17 protein-coding genes are annotated in these 15,002 nt (G+C 66.1%); 9 read left to right on the top strand and 8 right to left on the bottom strand.

Translation table 11 applies throughout. The features are described from left to right. Positions 1–60: 60 nt before the first annotated feature. Positions 61–246, top strand: a complete 186-nt coding sequence (locus AC4ELS_RS27575; RefSeq protein WP_064887152.1) for a hypothetical protein — start codon at positions 61–63, stop codon at positions 244–246. A 120-nt stretch (positions 247–366) separates the two neighbouring features. After that, positions 367–4,116, top strand: a complete 3,750-nt coding sequence (metH, locus tag AC4ELS_RS27570; RefSeq protein WP_499050200.1) for a methionine synthase — start codon at positions 367–369, stop codon at positions 4,114–4,116. A 19-nt stretch (positions 4,117–4,135) separates the two neighbouring features. Here the strand turns inward: metH and AC4ELS_RS27565 are convergent, their stop codons facing one another. Beyond that, on the bottom strand, positions 4,136–4,942 hold the full coding sequence (locus AC4ELS_RS27565; protein WP_448443104.1) for an NAD(P)H-binding protein: 807 nt from the start codon (positions 4,940–4,942) through the stop codon (positions 4,136–4,138). A 45-nt stretch (positions 4,943–4,987) separates the two neighbouring features. Here AC4ELS_RS27565 and AC4ELS_RS27560 point away from each other — a divergent pair, with 45 nt between their 5' ends. Together AC4ELS_RS27560 and AC4ELS_RS27555 are read left to right on the top strand one after the other, a co-directional pair. Further along, positions 4,988–5,671 carry an HAD family hydrolase gene (locus AC4ELS_RS27560; RefSeq protein WP_448443512.1) on the top strand — a complete coding sequence of 228 codons (684 nt, stop codon included), beginning with the start codon at positions 4,988–4,990 and terminating at the stop codon, positions 5,669–5,671. A gap of 98 nt (positions 5,672–5,769) precedes the next feature. Continuing rightward, the gene (locus AC4ELS_RS27555; protein WP_064887155.1) at positions 5,770–7,245 is read left to right on the top strand and encodes a sugar porter family MFS transporter; all 1,476 of its coding nucleotides are present in this window, start codon (positions 5,770–5,772) and stop codon (positions 7,243–7,245) included. On the opposite strand, the gene AC4ELS_RS27550 is transcribed toward AC4ELS_RS27555, so the two are convergent. Next, positions 7,242–7,742 carry a DUF7956 family protein gene (locus AC4ELS_RS27550; RefSeq protein ID WP_064887156.1) on the bottom strand — a complete coding sequence of 167 codons (501 nt, stop codon included), beginning with the start codon at positions 7,740–7,742 and terminating at the stop codon, positions 7,242–7,244. The genes AC4ELS_RS27555 and AC4ELS_RS27550 overlap by 4 nt on opposite strands. A 37-nt stretch (positions 7,743–7,779) precedes the next feature. On the opposite strand from AC4ELS_RS27550, the gene AC4ELS_RS27545 reads away from it, so the two are divergent. The 4 genes from AC4ELS_RS27545 to AC4ELS_RS27530 all read left to right on the top strand — a co-directional run bounded on the left by AC4ELS_RS27545 (position 7,780) and on the right by AC4ELS_RS27530 (position 10,883). Further along, the gene (locus AC4ELS_RS27545) at positions 7,780–8,061 is read left to right on the top strand and encodes a phosphoribosyl-ATP diphosphatase (RefSeq protein ID WP_064960596.1); all 282 of its coding nucleotides are present in this window, start codon (positions 7,780–7,782) and stop codon (positions 8,059–8,061) included. A gap of 15 nt (positions 8,062–8,076) precedes the next feature. Further along, positions 8,077–8,931, top strand: a complete 855-nt coding sequence (gene hisG / locus AC4ELS_RS27540; RefSeq protein WP_055120319.1) for an ATP phosphoribosyltransferase — start codon at positions 8,077–8,079, stop codon at positions 8,929–8,931. Positions 8,932–9,020: 89 nt separating this feature from the next. After that, positions 9,021–9,503, top strand: a complete 483-nt coding sequence (locus AC4ELS_RS27535; RefSeq protein WP_064887157.1) for a DUF4126 family protein — start codon at positions 9,021–9,023, stop codon at positions 9,501–9,503. Positions 9,504–9,506: 3 nt separating this feature from the next. Further along, positions 9,507–10,883 carry an FAD-containing oxidoreductase gene (locus AC4ELS_RS27530; protein WP_491840642.1) on the top strand — a complete coding sequence of 459 codons (1,377 nt, stop codon included), beginning with the start codon at positions 9,507–9,509 and terminating at the stop codon, positions 10,881–10,883. Here the strand turns inward: AC4ELS_RS27530 and AC4ELS_RS27525 are convergent. From AC4ELS_RS27525 to AC4ELS_RS27515, 3 genes are read right to left on the bottom strand one after another with little or no spacing between them, the layout of a single operon-like run. Continuing rightward, a complete protein-coding gene (locus AC4ELS_RS27525; RefSeq protein WP_491840643.1) occupies positions 10,849–11,481 on the bottom strand; it encodes a flavodoxin family protein in 633 nt (210 codons plus the stop codon). The genes AC4ELS_RS27530 and AC4ELS_RS27525 overlap by 35 nt on opposite strands. A gap of 23 nt (positions 11,482–11,504) precedes the next feature. Further along, complete coding sequence (locus AC4ELS_RS27520; protein WP_499050195.1) at positions 11,505–12,008, bottom strand: SRPBCC family protein; 504 nt, start codon at positions 12,006–12,008, stop codon at positions 11,505–11,507. Then, on the bottom strand, positions 12,005–12,322 hold the full coding sequence (locus AC4ELS_RS27515; RefSeq protein WP_064887160.1) for an ArsR/SmtB family transcription factor: 318 nt from the start codon (positions 12,320–12,322) through the stop codon (positions 12,005–12,007). The genes AC4ELS_RS27520 and AC4ELS_RS27515 overlap by 4 nt, the downstream gene beginning before the upstream one ends. Positions 12,323–12,497: 175 nt before the next feature. Between AC4ELS_RS27515 and AC4ELS_RS27510 the strand changes: the two genes are divergently transcribed. Beyond that, entirely contained in the window at positions 12,498–12,755 is a 258-nt protein-coding gene (locus AC4ELS_RS27510; RefSeq protein WP_064887164.1) for a DUF3297 family protein, read from the top strand. 43 nt (positions 12,756–12,798) lie between these two features. On the opposite strand, the gene AC4ELS_RS27505 is transcribed toward AC4ELS_RS27510, so the two are convergent. The 3 genes from AC4ELS_RS27505 to AC4ELS_RS27495 are packed head-to-tail and all read right to left on the bottom strand — an operon-like array spanning position 12,799 to position 14,935. After that, positions 12,799–13,317 (bottom strand): DinB family protein, encoded by a 519-nt coding sequence (locus AC4ELS_RS27505; RefSeq protein WP_448443092.1) that lies wholly within the window; start codon positions 13,315–13,317, stop codon positions 12,799–12,801. Next, positions 13,314–14,111 (bottom strand): thioesterase family protein, encoded by a 798-nt coding sequence (locus AC4ELS_RS27500; RefSeq protein WP_498888462.1) that lies wholly within the window; start codon positions 14,109–14,111, stop codon positions 13,314–13,316. The genes AC4ELS_RS27505 and AC4ELS_RS27500 overlap by 4 nt, the downstream gene beginning before the upstream one ends. After that, on the bottom strand, positions 14,108–14,935 hold the full coding sequence (locus AC4ELS_RS27495) for a RecB family exonuclease (protein ID WP_499050192.1): 828 nt from the start codon (positions 14,933–14,935) through the stop codon (positions 14,108–14,110). Before AC4ELS_RS27495 ends, AC4ELS_RS27500 begins: the two co-directional genes overlap by 4 nt. Positions 14,936–15,002 lie beyond the last annotated feature (67 nt).

Raw genomic sequence — 15,002 nt, 5'->3', positions numbered from 1 at the left:
TCCGCGCGGGTCGCGGCGGCGCCGAACAGCCGTATTCGATAGACCGACTATCCTGTTTGGGTGGCTGCCGCTGACAAGTCTGCCCACGACGCTGATCTGCTCGACACCTTGTCGCAGCGCGTGGTGGTGGGTGTCGGCGCAGTCGAGACCAAATACGTTCGGCTGCAATCTGGTCAAGGCACGCGTCGCCACGCGGGTCGGGTCGATCGCAGCGACGAGTTGGGCGTCCAGACGTCGATCAGGTGACGACGTAGACTCTTCTGGTCGAGAGGCGTTGCAACGGCTATCTGGGGGGACTGGGTCTCCTTCGGTATCCGCCACGCTCGGCAGAGTCAAGGACGCCTTCCGTTACGGAAGGAGTGCACTGTGAACGCCCCCGAGCCGAACAAGCTTGAGCCCAACATCCGCCCCGACTGCACCGAGGCACTGACGGACACCCTGCGCCGGCGGATCATGGTGATCGACGGCGCGATGGGCACGGCGATCCAGCGCGACCGGCCGGATGAGGCCGGCTACCGGGGCGAGCGGTTCAAGGACTGGCCGAGCGACCTCCAGGGCAACAACGACCTGCTCAACCTCACGCAGCCGCACATCATCGAGGCGATCCACCGCGAATACCTCGAGGCGGACGCCGACATCCTGGAGACCAACACGTTCAACGCGAACGCGGTCTCGCTGTCCGACTACGACATGGCGGACCTGAGTTATGAGCTGAACTACGCCGGCGCTGCTCTTGCCCGTAAGGCCTGCGACGAGTTCAGCACGGAGGACAAGCCCCGCTACGTTGCCGGAGCGCTTGGCCCGACCACACGGACCGCCTCGATCTCGCCGGACGTCAACGACCCCGGAGCCCGCAACGTCTCCTACGACCAGCTGGCTGCCGCCTACCTCGAAGCCGCCAACGGGCTGATCGACGGCGGCGCCGACCTCATCATCATCGAGACGATCTTCGACACGCTGAACGCGAAGGCCGCGGTGTTCGCCCTCGAGACGCTGTTCGAGGACCGCGGACGCCGCTGGCCCGTGATCATCTCGGGCACCATCACCGATGCGTCCGGACGCACCCTGTCCGGCCAGGTCACCGAGGCGTTCTGGAACTCGATCAGGCACGCCAACCCGATCGCGGTGGGGCTCAACTGCGCCCTCGGCGCGCCGGAGATGAGGCCCTACATCGCCGAGATGTCGCGGATCGCGGACACCTTCGTCTCCTGCTACCCCAACGCGGGCCTACCCAACGCCTTCGCCGAGTACGACGAATCCCCGGACAGCCAGGCGTCCTACATCGCCGAGTTCGCCGAAGCCGGTCTGATCAACCTGGCCGGTGGTTGCTGCGGAACGACTCCGGCGCACATCGCGAAGATCGCCAAGGTCGTCGAGGGTAAGGCGCCGCGTGAGGTGCCGCAGATCCCGGTGGCCACCCGCCTGTCGGGCCTGGAGCCGCTCAACATCACCGAGGACTCCCTGTTCGTCAACATCGGTGAGCGCACCAACATCACCGGCTCGGCCCGGTTCCGCAACCTGATCAAGGCCGAGGACTACGACACCGCGCTGTCGGTCGCCCTGCAGCAGGTCGAGGTCGGTGCGCAGGTCATCGACATCAACATGGACGAGGGCATGATCGACGGCGTCGCCGCGATGGACCGGTTCACCAAGCTGATCGCGGCCGAGCCCGACATCAGCCGCGTCCCGGTGATGATCGACTCCTCCAAGTGGGAGGTCATCGAAACCGGCCTGAAGAACGTGCAGGGCAAGCCGATCGTCAACTCGATCTCCATGAAGGAGGGCGAGGAGAAGTTCGTCCGCGAGGCGCGGTTGTGCCGCAAGTACGGCGCCGCCGTCGTGGTGATGGCCTTCGACGAGCAGGGGCAGGCCGACAACCTGGAGCGCCGCAAAGAGATCTGCGGGCGCGCCTACCGGATCCTGACCGAAGAGGTCGGCTTCCCGGCAGAGGACATCATCTTCGACCCGAACTGCTTCGCGCTGGCGACCGGTATCGAGGAGCACGCGACCTACGGGATCGACTTCATCCAGGCCTGCGCCTGGATCAAGGAGAACCTCCCCGGGGTGCACATCTCCGGCGGTATCTCGAACGTGTCGTTCTCGTTCCGGGGCAACAACCCCGTGCGCGAGGCGATCCACGCGGTGTTCCTGTTCCACGCCATCAAGGCAGGCCTGGACATGGGCATCGTCAACGCCGGTGCGCTGGTGCCGTACGACTCGATCGATCCTGAGCTGCGGGAGCGGATCGAGGACGTCGTCCTGAACCGTCGCGAGGATGCGGCCGAGCGGCTACTGGAGATCGCCGAACGGTTCAACAAGTCGGAGAAATCCGAGGATCCGGCCGCGGCCGAGTGGCGCGGCCTCCCGGTGCGGGAGCGGATCACCCACGCCCTCGTCAAGGGCATCGACGCTCACGTCGACGCCGATACCGAGGAATTGCGTGCCGAGATCGCCGCCGCCGGCGGCCGTCCGATCGAGGTGATCGAGGGCCCGCTGATGGACGGCATGAACGTCGTCGGCGACCTCTTCGGCGCGGGCAAGATGTTCCTGCCCCAGGTGGTGAAGTCGGCCAGGGTGATGAAGAAGGCTGTCGCCTACCTGTTGCCGTACATCGAGGCGGAGAAGGCTGAGAACGGCACCGCCGATTCGAAGGACACCAACGGCACGATCGTGATGGCGACCGTGAAGGGCGACGTCCACGACATCGGCAAGAACATCGTCGGGGTCGTGTTGCAGTGCAACAACTTCGAGGTGATCGACCTCGGCGTGATGGTGCCTGCCCAGAAGATCCTGGACGCGGCGAACGAACACAACGCCGACATCATCGGGCTGTCCGGCCTGATCACCCCGTCCCTGGACGAGATGGTCAACTTCGCCGTCGAGATGGAACGCCAGGGGTTGGAGATCCCGCTGCTGATCGGTGGGGCGACCACCTCGCGCGCCCACACGGCCGTGAAGATATCGCCGCGTCGCAAGGGTCCGGTGGTCTGGGTCAAGGACGCTTCCCGCTCGGTGCCGGTCGCCGCCGCGCTCCTGGACGACAAGCAGCGGCCGGCCTTGCTGGAGTCCACCGAGGCCGACTATGCGTCTCTGCGCGAACGGCACGCCCAGAAGAACGAGCGGCCGATGCTGACGCTGGAGAAGGCCCGCGCGAACCGGACGCCGATCGAGTGGGAGGGCTACACCCCGCCGGTGCCGGCTCAGGGTGTGGGAGTCCGGGATTTTCACGATTACGACCTGGCCGAGCTGCGTGAGTACATCGACTGGCAGCCGTTCTTCAACGCCTGGGAGATGAAGGGCCGCTTCCCCGACATCCTGAACAACCCGGCGTCGGGCGAGGCTGCCCGCAAGCTGTACGACGACGCCCAGGAGATGCTCGACACCCTGATCAAGGAGAAGTGGCTGCGCGCCAACGGGGTGATCGGGTTCTTCCCGGCGAACGCGGTCGGAGACGACATCGAGGTCTACACCGACGAGACCCGTACCGAGGTGCTGACCACGTTGCACAACCTGCGCCAGCAGGGCGAGCACCGCGACGGCATCCCGAACCGGTCGCTGGGTGACTTCATCGCACCGAAGTCCACGGGTCTGGCCGACTACGTCGGCGCCTTCGCAGTCACCGCGGGCCTGGGCAGCCAGGAAAAGATCATGGAGTTCAAGGCTGCCATCGACGACTACAGCGCGATCCTGCTGGAGTCGCTGGCCGACCGGTTGGCGGAGGCGTTCGCCGAGCGGATGCACCAACGGGTCCGCGAGGAGTTCTGGGGGTACCAGCCCGATGAGCACCTCGACAACGAGGCGCTCATCGGCGAGAAGTACGTGGGCATCCGGCCTGCTCCGGGCTACCCGGCCTGCCCAGAGCACACCGAGAAGGTCACGCTCTGGAAGTTGATGCAGGTCAAGGAACGGACCGGTATCGAGCTGACCGAGTCGATGGCGATGTGGCCCGGTGCTGCCGTCAGCGGCTGGTACTACTCACACCCGCAGTCGCAGTACTTCGTGGTCGGCCGGATGGCGCAGGACCAGGTCGCGGACTACGCGAAGCGCAAAGGTTGGACCCTCCAGGAGGCCGAGCGTTGGCTCAGCTCCAACCTGGCCTACAACCCGGAGGACTGACCGAAACCCTTTGCGCCCGCTAGGTGAACAGGCTCCGGTTGCGCGCCGCCCACTGCGCGATCGATTCGGCCGGGGTGCCCGTCAGCCGCTCGACGTTGTCGTTGGCGGCCTGGGGCTCCAGATCGCCGTCGAAGAGGTCGAGATACCAGTGCGCGCCGTCGCCCATGACGGGGCGCAGCAGTTCTTCGGCCTCGGCGCGGGTGCACTGCTGCGCGTCGACGGGCAGGCCGATGCCCGCACCTATCTGGCGGGCAATGTCGGCGCGTGACAACGCGACGGGGCCGGTGAGTTCGTACATCGCGCTCAGATGCGCGTCCTGCGGGCCGGCCAACAGGTGCGCGGCCACCCGGGCGATGTCGTCCATCGACACCGGGGCTTCGACGTGATCGGGGGCGACGTCGTGGATGGTGCCGGTCTTGATCTGCGGGGCCCACATCGCGAAGTTCTCGCAGAACTCGCCGGGCCCCAGCTGGGTGTGTGCCAACCCTGAGCCGGTGATGGCCTCGGCGTGCTCCGTCCAATGTGCACCGCCGGACAGCGCCACCACGTACTGCACACCCGCTTGCACCAGCATCTCGAGCGTGGGTCCGACGGTGGCGGGGAATGGCGCCAGATACACGCGCTCGACGCCCTCAAATGCGGCCCGCAGCGTCTCTGGCTTTCCCAGGTATCCGGTGATTGTTGTCACAGATTCCGGCAGCGCCGCCTTCGCCGGGTTTGCGGTCAATGCGCGGATGTCCCCGATATCGCTGCCGCCCAAACGAATTAGTTCGTCCACGACGCGCCTGCCGATGTTGCCTGTGGCTCCCGTCACCAATATCGTCATCCTCCCACGCTATCGACACCGTCCGACAATGCGAGAATGGATGGCATGCGTGCGGTGCTCTGGGATATGGACGGCACGCTCGTCGACTCCGAAAAGCTGTGGGACATCGCCATGCACGCGCTGTATGCGCGGTCGGGCGCAGTGCTGACGCCCGAGGTCCGGGAATCGACCGTCGGCGGCTCGGCCGAGACCGTCATGCGTATCGTCTACGACGATCTCGGCCTTGACCCCGATCCTGCCGCCATGGCCGAATCGGCGGACTGGCTGCATGACTACACCGGTGAGCTGTTCGAACAGGGATTGCCATGGCGGCCCGGGGCCAAGGAGATGCTCGACGGTCTGACCGCCGCCGGGGTCCCGATGGCGCTGGTGACCAACACCCGCCGCGGGCTCACCGAGCGGGCCCTGAAAAGCATTGGCAGCCATTACTTCACGGTGAGCGTCTGCGGTGACGAAGTGGACGAGGCCAAGCCGGCGCCGGATCCCTACCTGCGGGCCGCGCACCTGCTCGGGGTGCCCGTGGAGCACTGTCTGGCCGTGGAGGATTCGGTCACCGGGACGGCGTCGGCCGAAGCCGCCGGTTGCCCGGTGTTGGTGATACCCAACGACGTCGAGGTTCCCGTGGGGGCGCGGCGCAGGCATGCCGAAACGCTCGGTGCCCTCGATGTCTCGGACCTGCGGATGATCCATGCCGAGCTGGCGTCGGTCACGGACGTGCGCAGCGCCTGACCCGCGTCGAATCCAGCTGCCGGATATGGCCCTAGCTGCCGGTCCGCTGTGCCAAGGTGATTGTGACCAGTCACGCAATGGTGCGGAGGGGACACGGTATGTCACACGGCCCGGTAGATGGCGGCGCTCCCGCAGTCCACGACGATGACTATTACTCGTCCGGACGCAGCGCTGTGCGTATCGCCTCGGTCGCTGCATTGGGCGGGTTGCTGTTCGGCTACGACAGTGCGGTCATCAACGGTGCGGTGGACGCCATCCAGAAGCACTTCGACATCGACAACAAGATCCTGGGATTCGCAGTCGCCTCTGCGCTGCTCGGTGCGGCCGTCGGTGCGCTCACGGCGGGCCGGATAGCCGACCGGATCGGCCGGATCGCGGTGATGAAGATCGCCGCGGTGCTCTTCTTCATCAGCGCGATCGGCACCGGGCTGGCTCCCAGCGTGTGGGTCGTGGTGTTGTTCCGTGTCGTCGGCGGTATCGGCGTCGGTATCGCCTCGGTGATCGCCCCGGCCTACATCGCCGAGACCTCGCCACCGCGGATTCGCGGCCGGTTGGGGTCGCTGCAGCAGCTGGCGATCGTCTGCGGCATCTTCCTGGCCTTGAGTATCGACGCGCTGTTGGCCCACATCGCGGGGGAAGCCGGCAAGGAACTCTGGCTCAACATGGAGGCCTGGCGGTGGATGTTCCTGTTGATGACGGTGCCCGCCGTCGTGTACGGCCTGCTGACCTTCACCATTCCCGAATCACCGCGGTATCTCGTTGCCACACACCGGATTCCCGAGGCACGCAAGGTGCTGTCGCGGCTGCTGGGGGAGAAGAACCTGGAGATCACCCTCGGCCGGATCCAGGACACCCTTCAGCAGGAGAAACCGGCGGCCTGGCGCGATCTGCGAAAGCCGACAGGCGGTGTCTACGGCATCGTGTGGGTGGGCCTCGGGCTGTCGGTGTTTCAGCAGTTCGTCGGCATCAACGTGATCTTCTACTACTCGAATGTGTTGTGGCAGGCCGTCGGTTTCGACGAGAGCTCGTCGTTCATCATCACGGTGATCACCTCGGTGACCAACATCGTCACCACGCTGATCGCGATCGCATTGATCGACAAGATCGGTCGTAAGCCGCTGCTGTTGATCGGTTCGGTGGGGATGGCGGTGACACTGGGCACGATGGCAGTCATCTTCGGGACTGCCCAGACACATGAGGTGCTCAACAAGTCGACCGGTCTGATGGAGCTGCAACCGTACCTCGGCGGCATCACCGGGCCGATCGCCCTGGTCGCGGCCAACCTGTTCGTGGTGGCCTTCGGCATGTCCTGGGGGCCGGTGGTGTGGGTGCTGCTCGGCGAGATGTTCCCCAACCGCATCCGGGCGGCCGCGCTCGGCTTGGCCGCAGCCGGGCAGTGGGCAGCGAACTGGCTGATCACCGTGTCGTTCCCGGAACTTCGCAACGTCCTGGGCGCGGCGTACGGCTTCTATGCGCTGTGCGCGGTGCTGTCGTTCCTGTTCGTGTGGCGCTGGGTCGAGGAGACCAAGGGCAAGAACCTCGAAGACATGCACGCCAATGCCTTGAGTGCCTAGCGGTCAACCGGCGGGTCCCAGCCCGGCGGCAGCAGTGGTGGCTCGAAATCGTCGGTATACGGCGACCAACCGATGCTGCGGGCGATCTCGACAGCCGCCTCGACCAGCTTCTCGGGCGAGCAACCCTGGTGGGCCAGATGGACCTCGCAGTGCCCGGCGACCACCCAGACGCTGGACAAGTGTGGCTGCACCAGGGCGAACTCGCCGGGATCGGCGCGGTGTGCCTCGTAGGCCCCCTGGGCTGGGTCGGCGCCGTAGCGCAGCTCCTCGACCTCGGCGGCGAAGTCCGGCACGGGATGAATCGACAGTGTCAGGGTTGCGGACGAGGTCGGGTCAGGGCCCCAGGACGCCGACAGACAGTCGAGCGGCAGGATCGGGTTGGCGCGGCGATTGTTCTGGACCAGGTCCGTGACCGGCAGGTGTTTGGCCAGGATCGTGCCGATTGCCGAGACCCGGGCGGTGTAGGTCGGCAGCGGGTCGCCGACAGATTCGCTCACCCTTCTATGGAACCCCACAAATGGACCCCCTCCGAGCATGAAACAATTCATGCCTGTGAAGACCTTCGAGGCCCTGTTTGCCGAACTCAGCGACAAAGCGCGCACCAGACCTGCCGGTAGCGGCACGGTCGCCGCCCTTGACGCCGGCATCCATGGGCTCGGCAAGAAGATCCTGGAAGAGGCAGGCGAGGTGTGGCTGGCCGCCGAGCACGAGAGCGACGAGTCGCTCGCCGAAGAGGTCAGCCAGTTGCTGTACTGGACCCAGGTGCTGATGCTCGCCCGGGGCCTGACCCTCGACGACATCTACCGGAAGTTGTGAACCGTGGCCGATCAGATGTTGCGCGTCGCGGTGCCCAACAAGGGCTCGCTCAGCGAGGCAGCCGGTGAGATCCTCGCCGAGGCCGGATACCGTCGCCGGCGCGACCCCAAGGACCTGACCGTCGTCGACCCGGTCAACAACGTCGAGTTCTTCTTTCTGCGTCCCAAGGACATCGCGATCTACGTGGGTTCGGGTCAGCTCGATCTGGGCATCACCGGACGAGACCTGGCCGCCGACTCCGACGCCCCGGTGCGTGAGCGCCTGTCGCTCGGCTTCGGCAACTCCACCTTCCGCTACGCCGGACCCGCGGGCCGGGAGTGGAGCCCGAAGGACCTGGCGGGCAAGCGGATCGCCACTTCATTTCCGAATCTGGTTCGCAAGGACCTTGCGGCGCAGGGCATCGAGGCCTCGGTCATCCGGTTGGACGGTGCCGTGGAGATCTCGATCCAGCTCGGGGTCGCCGACGTGATCGCCGACGTGGTGGGCTCGGGCCGCACCCTGGGCCTGCACGATCTGGTGGCATTCGGTGCGCCGCTGTGCGAGTCGGAGGCCGTCCTGATCGAACGCGACGGTGCCGACGGTGACGACAATGCTTCGGCGCGCGATCAGCTGACGGCACGCGTGCAGGGCGTGGTGTTCGGCCAGCAGTACCTGATGTTGGATTACGACTGCCCGCGTGCGGTTTTGGAGCAGGCCACCGCGGTGACGCCGGGCCTGGAGTCACCGACGATCGCGCCGCTGGCGGATCCGGACTGGGTGGCCGTACGGGCGCTGGTGCCTCGCCGCGACGTCAACGCGATCATGGATGAGATCGCCGCGATCGGTGCCAAAGCGATACTCGCATCGGATATTCGGTTCTGCCGCTTCTGATCGGCACACACCGCCGTCTCTGATCGGCGCGTGCCGCGACGTCTTGCGTGTTAGCGTCCGGGTGACAAATCCAGGCCTCGGAGGTTGCCGTGACGCATTTTCTGGTTCTGTTGTTGGCTCTGCTCATCGGCGTGGTGGCCGGATTGCGGGCGTTCACTGCCCCGGCCGCGGTGGCCTGGGCCGCTGCACTGAGCTGGATCAACCTCGACGGCACCTGGGCCGAGTGGTTGGCGCACCCCGTCACGGTCACCGTGTTGACCGTTCTCGCTGTGGTGGAGCTGGTTACCGACCAGCTTCCGCGCACACCGAGTCGTAAGACGCCCGTGCAGTTCGTCGCTCGCCTGCTCACCGGCGCCTTCGCCGGTGCGGTGATCGGTACGGCGTGGGGGTACACCTTCGGTGGTCTGGGCGCGGGTCTCGTCGGCGCGGTGCTGGGAACCTTGGGCGGATACGAGGCACGCAGCCGCCTGGTCGCCCGCAACGATGGGCATGATCTGCCGGTCGCTCTCGTCGAGGATGCGGTCGCCGTGCTCGGCGGTTTCGCGATCGCCGCCCTGACCGCGATCGTCTAGCGCGTGGCGCCCGCGCGGAGTTTCGACGCGATCGTCATCGGCGCGGGTCAGGCCGGGCCGCCGCTGGCGGGCCGGCTGACCGCCGCGGGCCAGACCGTCGCGGTGATCGAACGCAAGCTGGTCGGCGGTACGTGTGTCAACTACGGCTGCATCCCCACCAAGACCCTCGTGGCCAGCGCGCACGCCGCCCACCTGGCACGTCGCGGAGCTGATTTCGGCATCGGCACAGGCGAAGTCGCCGTCGACATGGGCAAGGTCAAGGCCCGCAAGGATGCGATCATGCTGTCCGACCGGCACGGGGTCGAGGACTGGCTGCAGGGCATGGACGGTGCGGAGCTGATCCGCGGACATGCCCGTTTCGTGGACCCGCACACCGTCGACGTCGACGGTGAACTGCTGCGGGCCGAGCGGATCTTCCTCAATGTCGGTGGCCGCGCGGTGGTCCCGGATTTTCCCGGCTTGGACGGCATCGACTACCTGACCAATGTCGGCATCCTGGACCTGGACGTTCTGCCCGAGCACCTCGTGATCGTGGGCGGCAGTTACATCGCTCTGGAATTCGCGCAGATGTACCGGCGGTTCGGTGCGCGGGTGACGGTGATCGAGAAGGGGCCGCGGCTCACCTCCCGTGAGGACGAGGACGTGTCGGCCACGATCGCCGAGGTCCTGCGGGCCGAGGGCATCGGTGTGGTGCTGAACGCCACCGACATCCGGTTCAGCAAGCAGGACGGTGGTTTTGCGGTGATCCCGCGCGACGGCGCCGATCCGATCGTCGGGACACACCTGCTGCTCGCGGTGGGGCGCACACCCAACACCGACGACCTCGGGTTGGAGCACGCCGGCGTGGAGCTCGACGGTCGCGGCTACGTCGTGGTCGATGATCAGCTGCGCACTACGGCCGGGCACATCTGGGCAATGGGGGACTGCAACGGCAAGGGCGCGTTCACCCACACGTCCTACAACGACTTCGAGATCGTCGCCGCCAATCTGCTCGATGACGACCCGCGGCGGGTGAGCGATCGCATCACCACCTACGCGCTCTACATCGATCCACCGCTGGGCCGGGCCGGCATGACCGTCGACCAGGTGCGGCAATCGGGCCGAAAAGCGTTGGTGGGCAAGCGCCCGATGACCCGGGTCGGCCGCGCAGTGGAGAAGGGTGAAACCCAGGGCTTCATGAAGGTGGTGGTGGATGCCGACACCGAAGAGATTCTGGGGGCAGCCATCTTCGGGGTCGGCGGTGACGAGGTGGTGCATTCCATTCTCGACGTCATGACCGCGAAACTGCCCTACACCGCGATATCGCGGACCATGCACATCCATCCCACCGTCAGCGAATTGGTTCCTACGATGCTGCAGGAGCTGAAGCCGCTGGACTGAACGTGCGGCCGATGTTGAGCTGGCGCGTCACCAGCGCGACCCGCTGCCCGAGGTGGTGGCAGGTGCGCACATCGGAGGGATGCACCTGGTCGGGGTTGGCGTCCACGTTGGTCTGAGCGCCGGCGCCCAGGAAGAAGCCGAGCCGGTTGAGATCGTCCTCGCTGCTGAACGAGTGGTTCCAGCCGGTGCTCAAACCCAGGTTGACCCAATGCATGTGGTGTTGGGCGGCGAAGACCACCAATGAACTGAGTGTGTTGAGCTTGTCGCCGCTCTTGCCTCCGGAGTTCGTGAAGCCGGCGGCCACCTTGTCTCGCCAAGTGCCGTCCATGCACCGCCGGCCGGTTTTCTCGGCGAATGTCTGAAATCCTGCCGAGACGTTGCCCATGTAGGTGGGGCAGCCGAAGATCATGGCGTCGATGTTGTCCAGCAGGTCCCAATGCTCGTCGGACATGGTGTCGACGTGGATGACGGTGACGTCGGCGCCGCCGTCACGAGCGCCCGCCGCGACAGCATCGGCCAGGGTTGACGTGTGGCCGAATCCGGAGTGGTAGACCACGGCGATCGTGGGTGCGGCAATGTCAGTTCCATTGTGTGGCATGTTGTTTCCTTCTATCGGGTCCACTAGGTGCCGAGCTTCTTGGCGACGTCCTGATAGCGCCGGGCCCAGTCGGGCAATGGCTGTCCGCCGAGATGCGCCTCGAGCCGGTCCAGATAGGCGTGAGTGCCCGGGTGGAAGCCCTGGCCGTCCGAGACCGTCAGGCCGCGGTGGCTGAACCGCAGCAGGGTGCCGTCGCCGTCGGGGGTCAGTTCGTAGCGCACGACACCGGGCTCGGGAGCAGACAACACGGACTGGCTCCATTCGTGCTCGAAAATCCTTGGCGGGTCCCACACCCGGATCCGTCCGGTCATCTTCTTCTGCTGCGGCGGGATCGGAGGCGAATGGGGGATCATCTCGATCGTGCCGCCTTCACGGGCGTCGATCGTCGTTTCGCCCATCCATTGATTGCGCTGTTCGGGATCGGTGATGGCGGCCCACACCGCGTCGACGGGATAGGGGAGGCGCCGCTCGAAACTCAGTGCGGCCTGATCGCCGTCGACGGTGAGCTTTCCTTCACGGCTGGTCATTTCGTCTCCTTGTGGGTCGCTTTGAGATGACGCTCCAGGGCATCGAGATGATCGGACCAGTAGCGGCGGTACCGCTCGATCCACTCGTCGATCTGCATCAGTCCGTCGGGACGCAGCGCGTAGATGCGGCGTTGAGCATCGGGCCGTACCTCGACCAGACCGACCTCGCGCAGCACCCGCAGATGCCGCGACACGGTGGGTTGAGTCAGCTCCGGCAGGGTTGCCACGAGCTCACCCGCGGTGCGCTCACCCTCGACGAGGGCGTCGAGCAATGCGCGGCGACTTGGTTCGGCGACTGCCTCGAACACGTCCATGCATCGAGTATTGCATTACATCTATATAGATACAAGCGAATACAACCAAGAAATCTCAGCGCCGTCCGCCCCAGTTCGGCCCGCCACGACCTGAGCGCAACCCGGTACTGCAGGGTCGCGTAGATTCTCTGAGGATCAATCCGAGCACCTAACGCAGCATTCAACGAAGGCCATCATGTCCGAGGATCAGAACGCAGACGTTCCACCGAATCACCTCTCCATCGACCCGCGGAGCGCCTTCTACAACGAAGAGGTGCTCCTCCGCGACGTGGGTATCCGGTTCAACGGCGTCGAGAAAACCAATGTTCACGAATACGACGTGGCCGAGGGTTGGGTACGTGTTGAAGTCCCTACTGCGAAGGATCGTCGCGGAAATCCTATGGTCGTCAAGCTCAGTGGCACCGTCGAACCGTATTTCCGCTCAGCGAAATAGCTGACGCCTTTCGACGTCCGGCGCGGTTGTCGAGCGGCCCCGCTCAGCCGCGGGATCGGGTCGCGGCGCGCAGCGTCCGCAGCTGGCCGATCTCGGCGGCGTTCTTCGCCAGCTCGACGTTCAGCCACAACGCCATGTCGGCGAGTGACCGGCCGGCGTCCGGCCCCCACGGAAATGCCGCTGGGACAGCAAGATCCGTGTCGGTCAGCGATTCCAGCAGGCCGCTCCAGCGGGCACTGAGCACCCGGATCCGCTGCACGGCGGCCTCAGGGCCGGGCCAGTCGATCTCGGCACGCGGCGTTGGGGGTCGGCCGTCGACGTGGTCCAGGGCGGTCGACCACCAGAAGATCATGTGCCAGGTGAGCCAGCCGATGGTCGGAACCGGAATCGGGTCGGGCTCGACGTCGGCGAAGTCCGGCCACCACCGACCCGAGGAATCCTCGTGCACCGTCCACACCAGGGGACCGGGCTCCCATAGGTGATCCTCGTCGGACAGGGCGGAGAGGTGCAGGTCGGCCAGCGCCCAGGCCAGGTCGAACTGACGGCGCAGCTCGGTGATCACGGCGCCCGCATCACCAGCAGTGTCTGCGCCGAGGTTCCGATAAACCCTTTGCGGTCAAAGATTTCCGCGGTCGTCGCACCGACACCGTCCGGTCCGATGGAACCGCGGGCTCGCAGCGCGAAGTCCGAGCCTTCGGGAAGCCGGTGGAGATGCACCGCGGTGTCGGTATTCATGAAGATGAACTTCTCCGGATCCAACGCTGCGCCAATACCGTTGGCGGAATCCACCACGAGCGCCAGGCGCTGCAGGGCCGTCGTCTCCTCGTCGTCGACCACCGGTGTCAACGGGCTCATCCAGGCCACGGCGGCCTCGCCCTCGACGGTGCGCTGCCTGCGCCAGGACACACTTTCCAGATAGCCCGGTGCGCCTTCCCAGTTGTGTGCGACGTCGGCGGCCTCACCTTCCACCAACGGTTCAAAGCGGTCGGTGGCCACGTCACTGGTGTCGCTGGGAGCCAGCAGCCACGCCGTAACCCGCGCCACCGCGCGCCACGTGCCGTCGGGCCGGGCCGCCTCCATCTCCGAGGCGACCATCGAGATGCGTGAGCCGGGCCGCTCCACCCAGGCCCGGACCCGCACCGGCGCAACGGGAATGGCGCCGAGGATGTCGAGAGTCAACCGTCCCACCCGCAGTCCGGACCCGGCGGTCAGTTCCTCGATCACCTTGGTCAACAGCGCCAGCGGCGGGGAGCCGTGCTGAATGGCCGGATCCCAGTTACTTCGGGTGTCGGCGGTGGATTCGAACAACTGGTACTCACCATCGACGCCGAGCCGATGGTAGTGACACCCGATCATGCAGCTCCTGATTCTGGCCACCCGGGATACGGCGGCGGGGTGCCGCCGAACGCCGGACACAAACTCTGATGCGCACACCACGAGCACAACCGCGACGGGTTGGGCCGGAAGTCTCCGGTGGCCCCGGCAACCTGGATTGCCTTCCAGATCGCCATCAACGTGCGCTCGAACCGCAGCAGCTCGTCGTGCGTGGGGGAGTAGTCGAGCACCTGGCCGTCGGCCAGATACAGCAGCCGCAGCCGCGACGGCATCACTCCACGCGAACGCAGCAACGCCACGGCGTAGAACTTCATCTGGAACATCGCCTTGAACTCGGCCTGGGCCCGCGCCTCCGGTGGGGCCTTGCCGGTCTTGTAGTCGACGACGCGCAATTCGCCCGACGGGGCGACATCGATCCGGTCGACGAAACCGCGCAGCAGCGTGCCGTCGGCCAGTTCGACCTCTAGGCGGTGCTCGCAGCACTGCGGATCGAACCGGGTCGGATCTTCCAGGCGGTAGTACCCCGACAACAGAGCCCTGGCCTCGGCGAGCAACGTGGCCGGATACTCGGTGTCGGCCAGCTCGGGCTCGGCGGCGACGACCTGCTTCCACGCAGGCTCGACCAGCGTCAGCGCGGTGTCATGCACCCGCTCGGCCGCGGGCAGCCCGTAGAGCTGCTCCAACGCGGCGTGCACCAGCGAACCGCGCAACTGCGCCGTGGACCGGGGCTCGGGGAGCCGATCGATGGCGCGGAACCGGTAGAGCAGCGGGCACTGCTTGAAATCGCCGGCCCGCGACGGCGACAGCGCCGGGCGGCGCGGCGTCGGGGCCGGTTCTTCACTCACATCCGTAAGCCTAGGACGGTGCTCCGACAAAGTTGCGCAACCCCGGGCAACCGTCCCGGCGGGTGTA

The organism is Mycobacterium shunyiense, from assembly GCF_058270035.1.
Note: the sequence above shows the minus strand (reverse complement) of the source record. Positions and strands in the feature narration are given on the sequence as shown.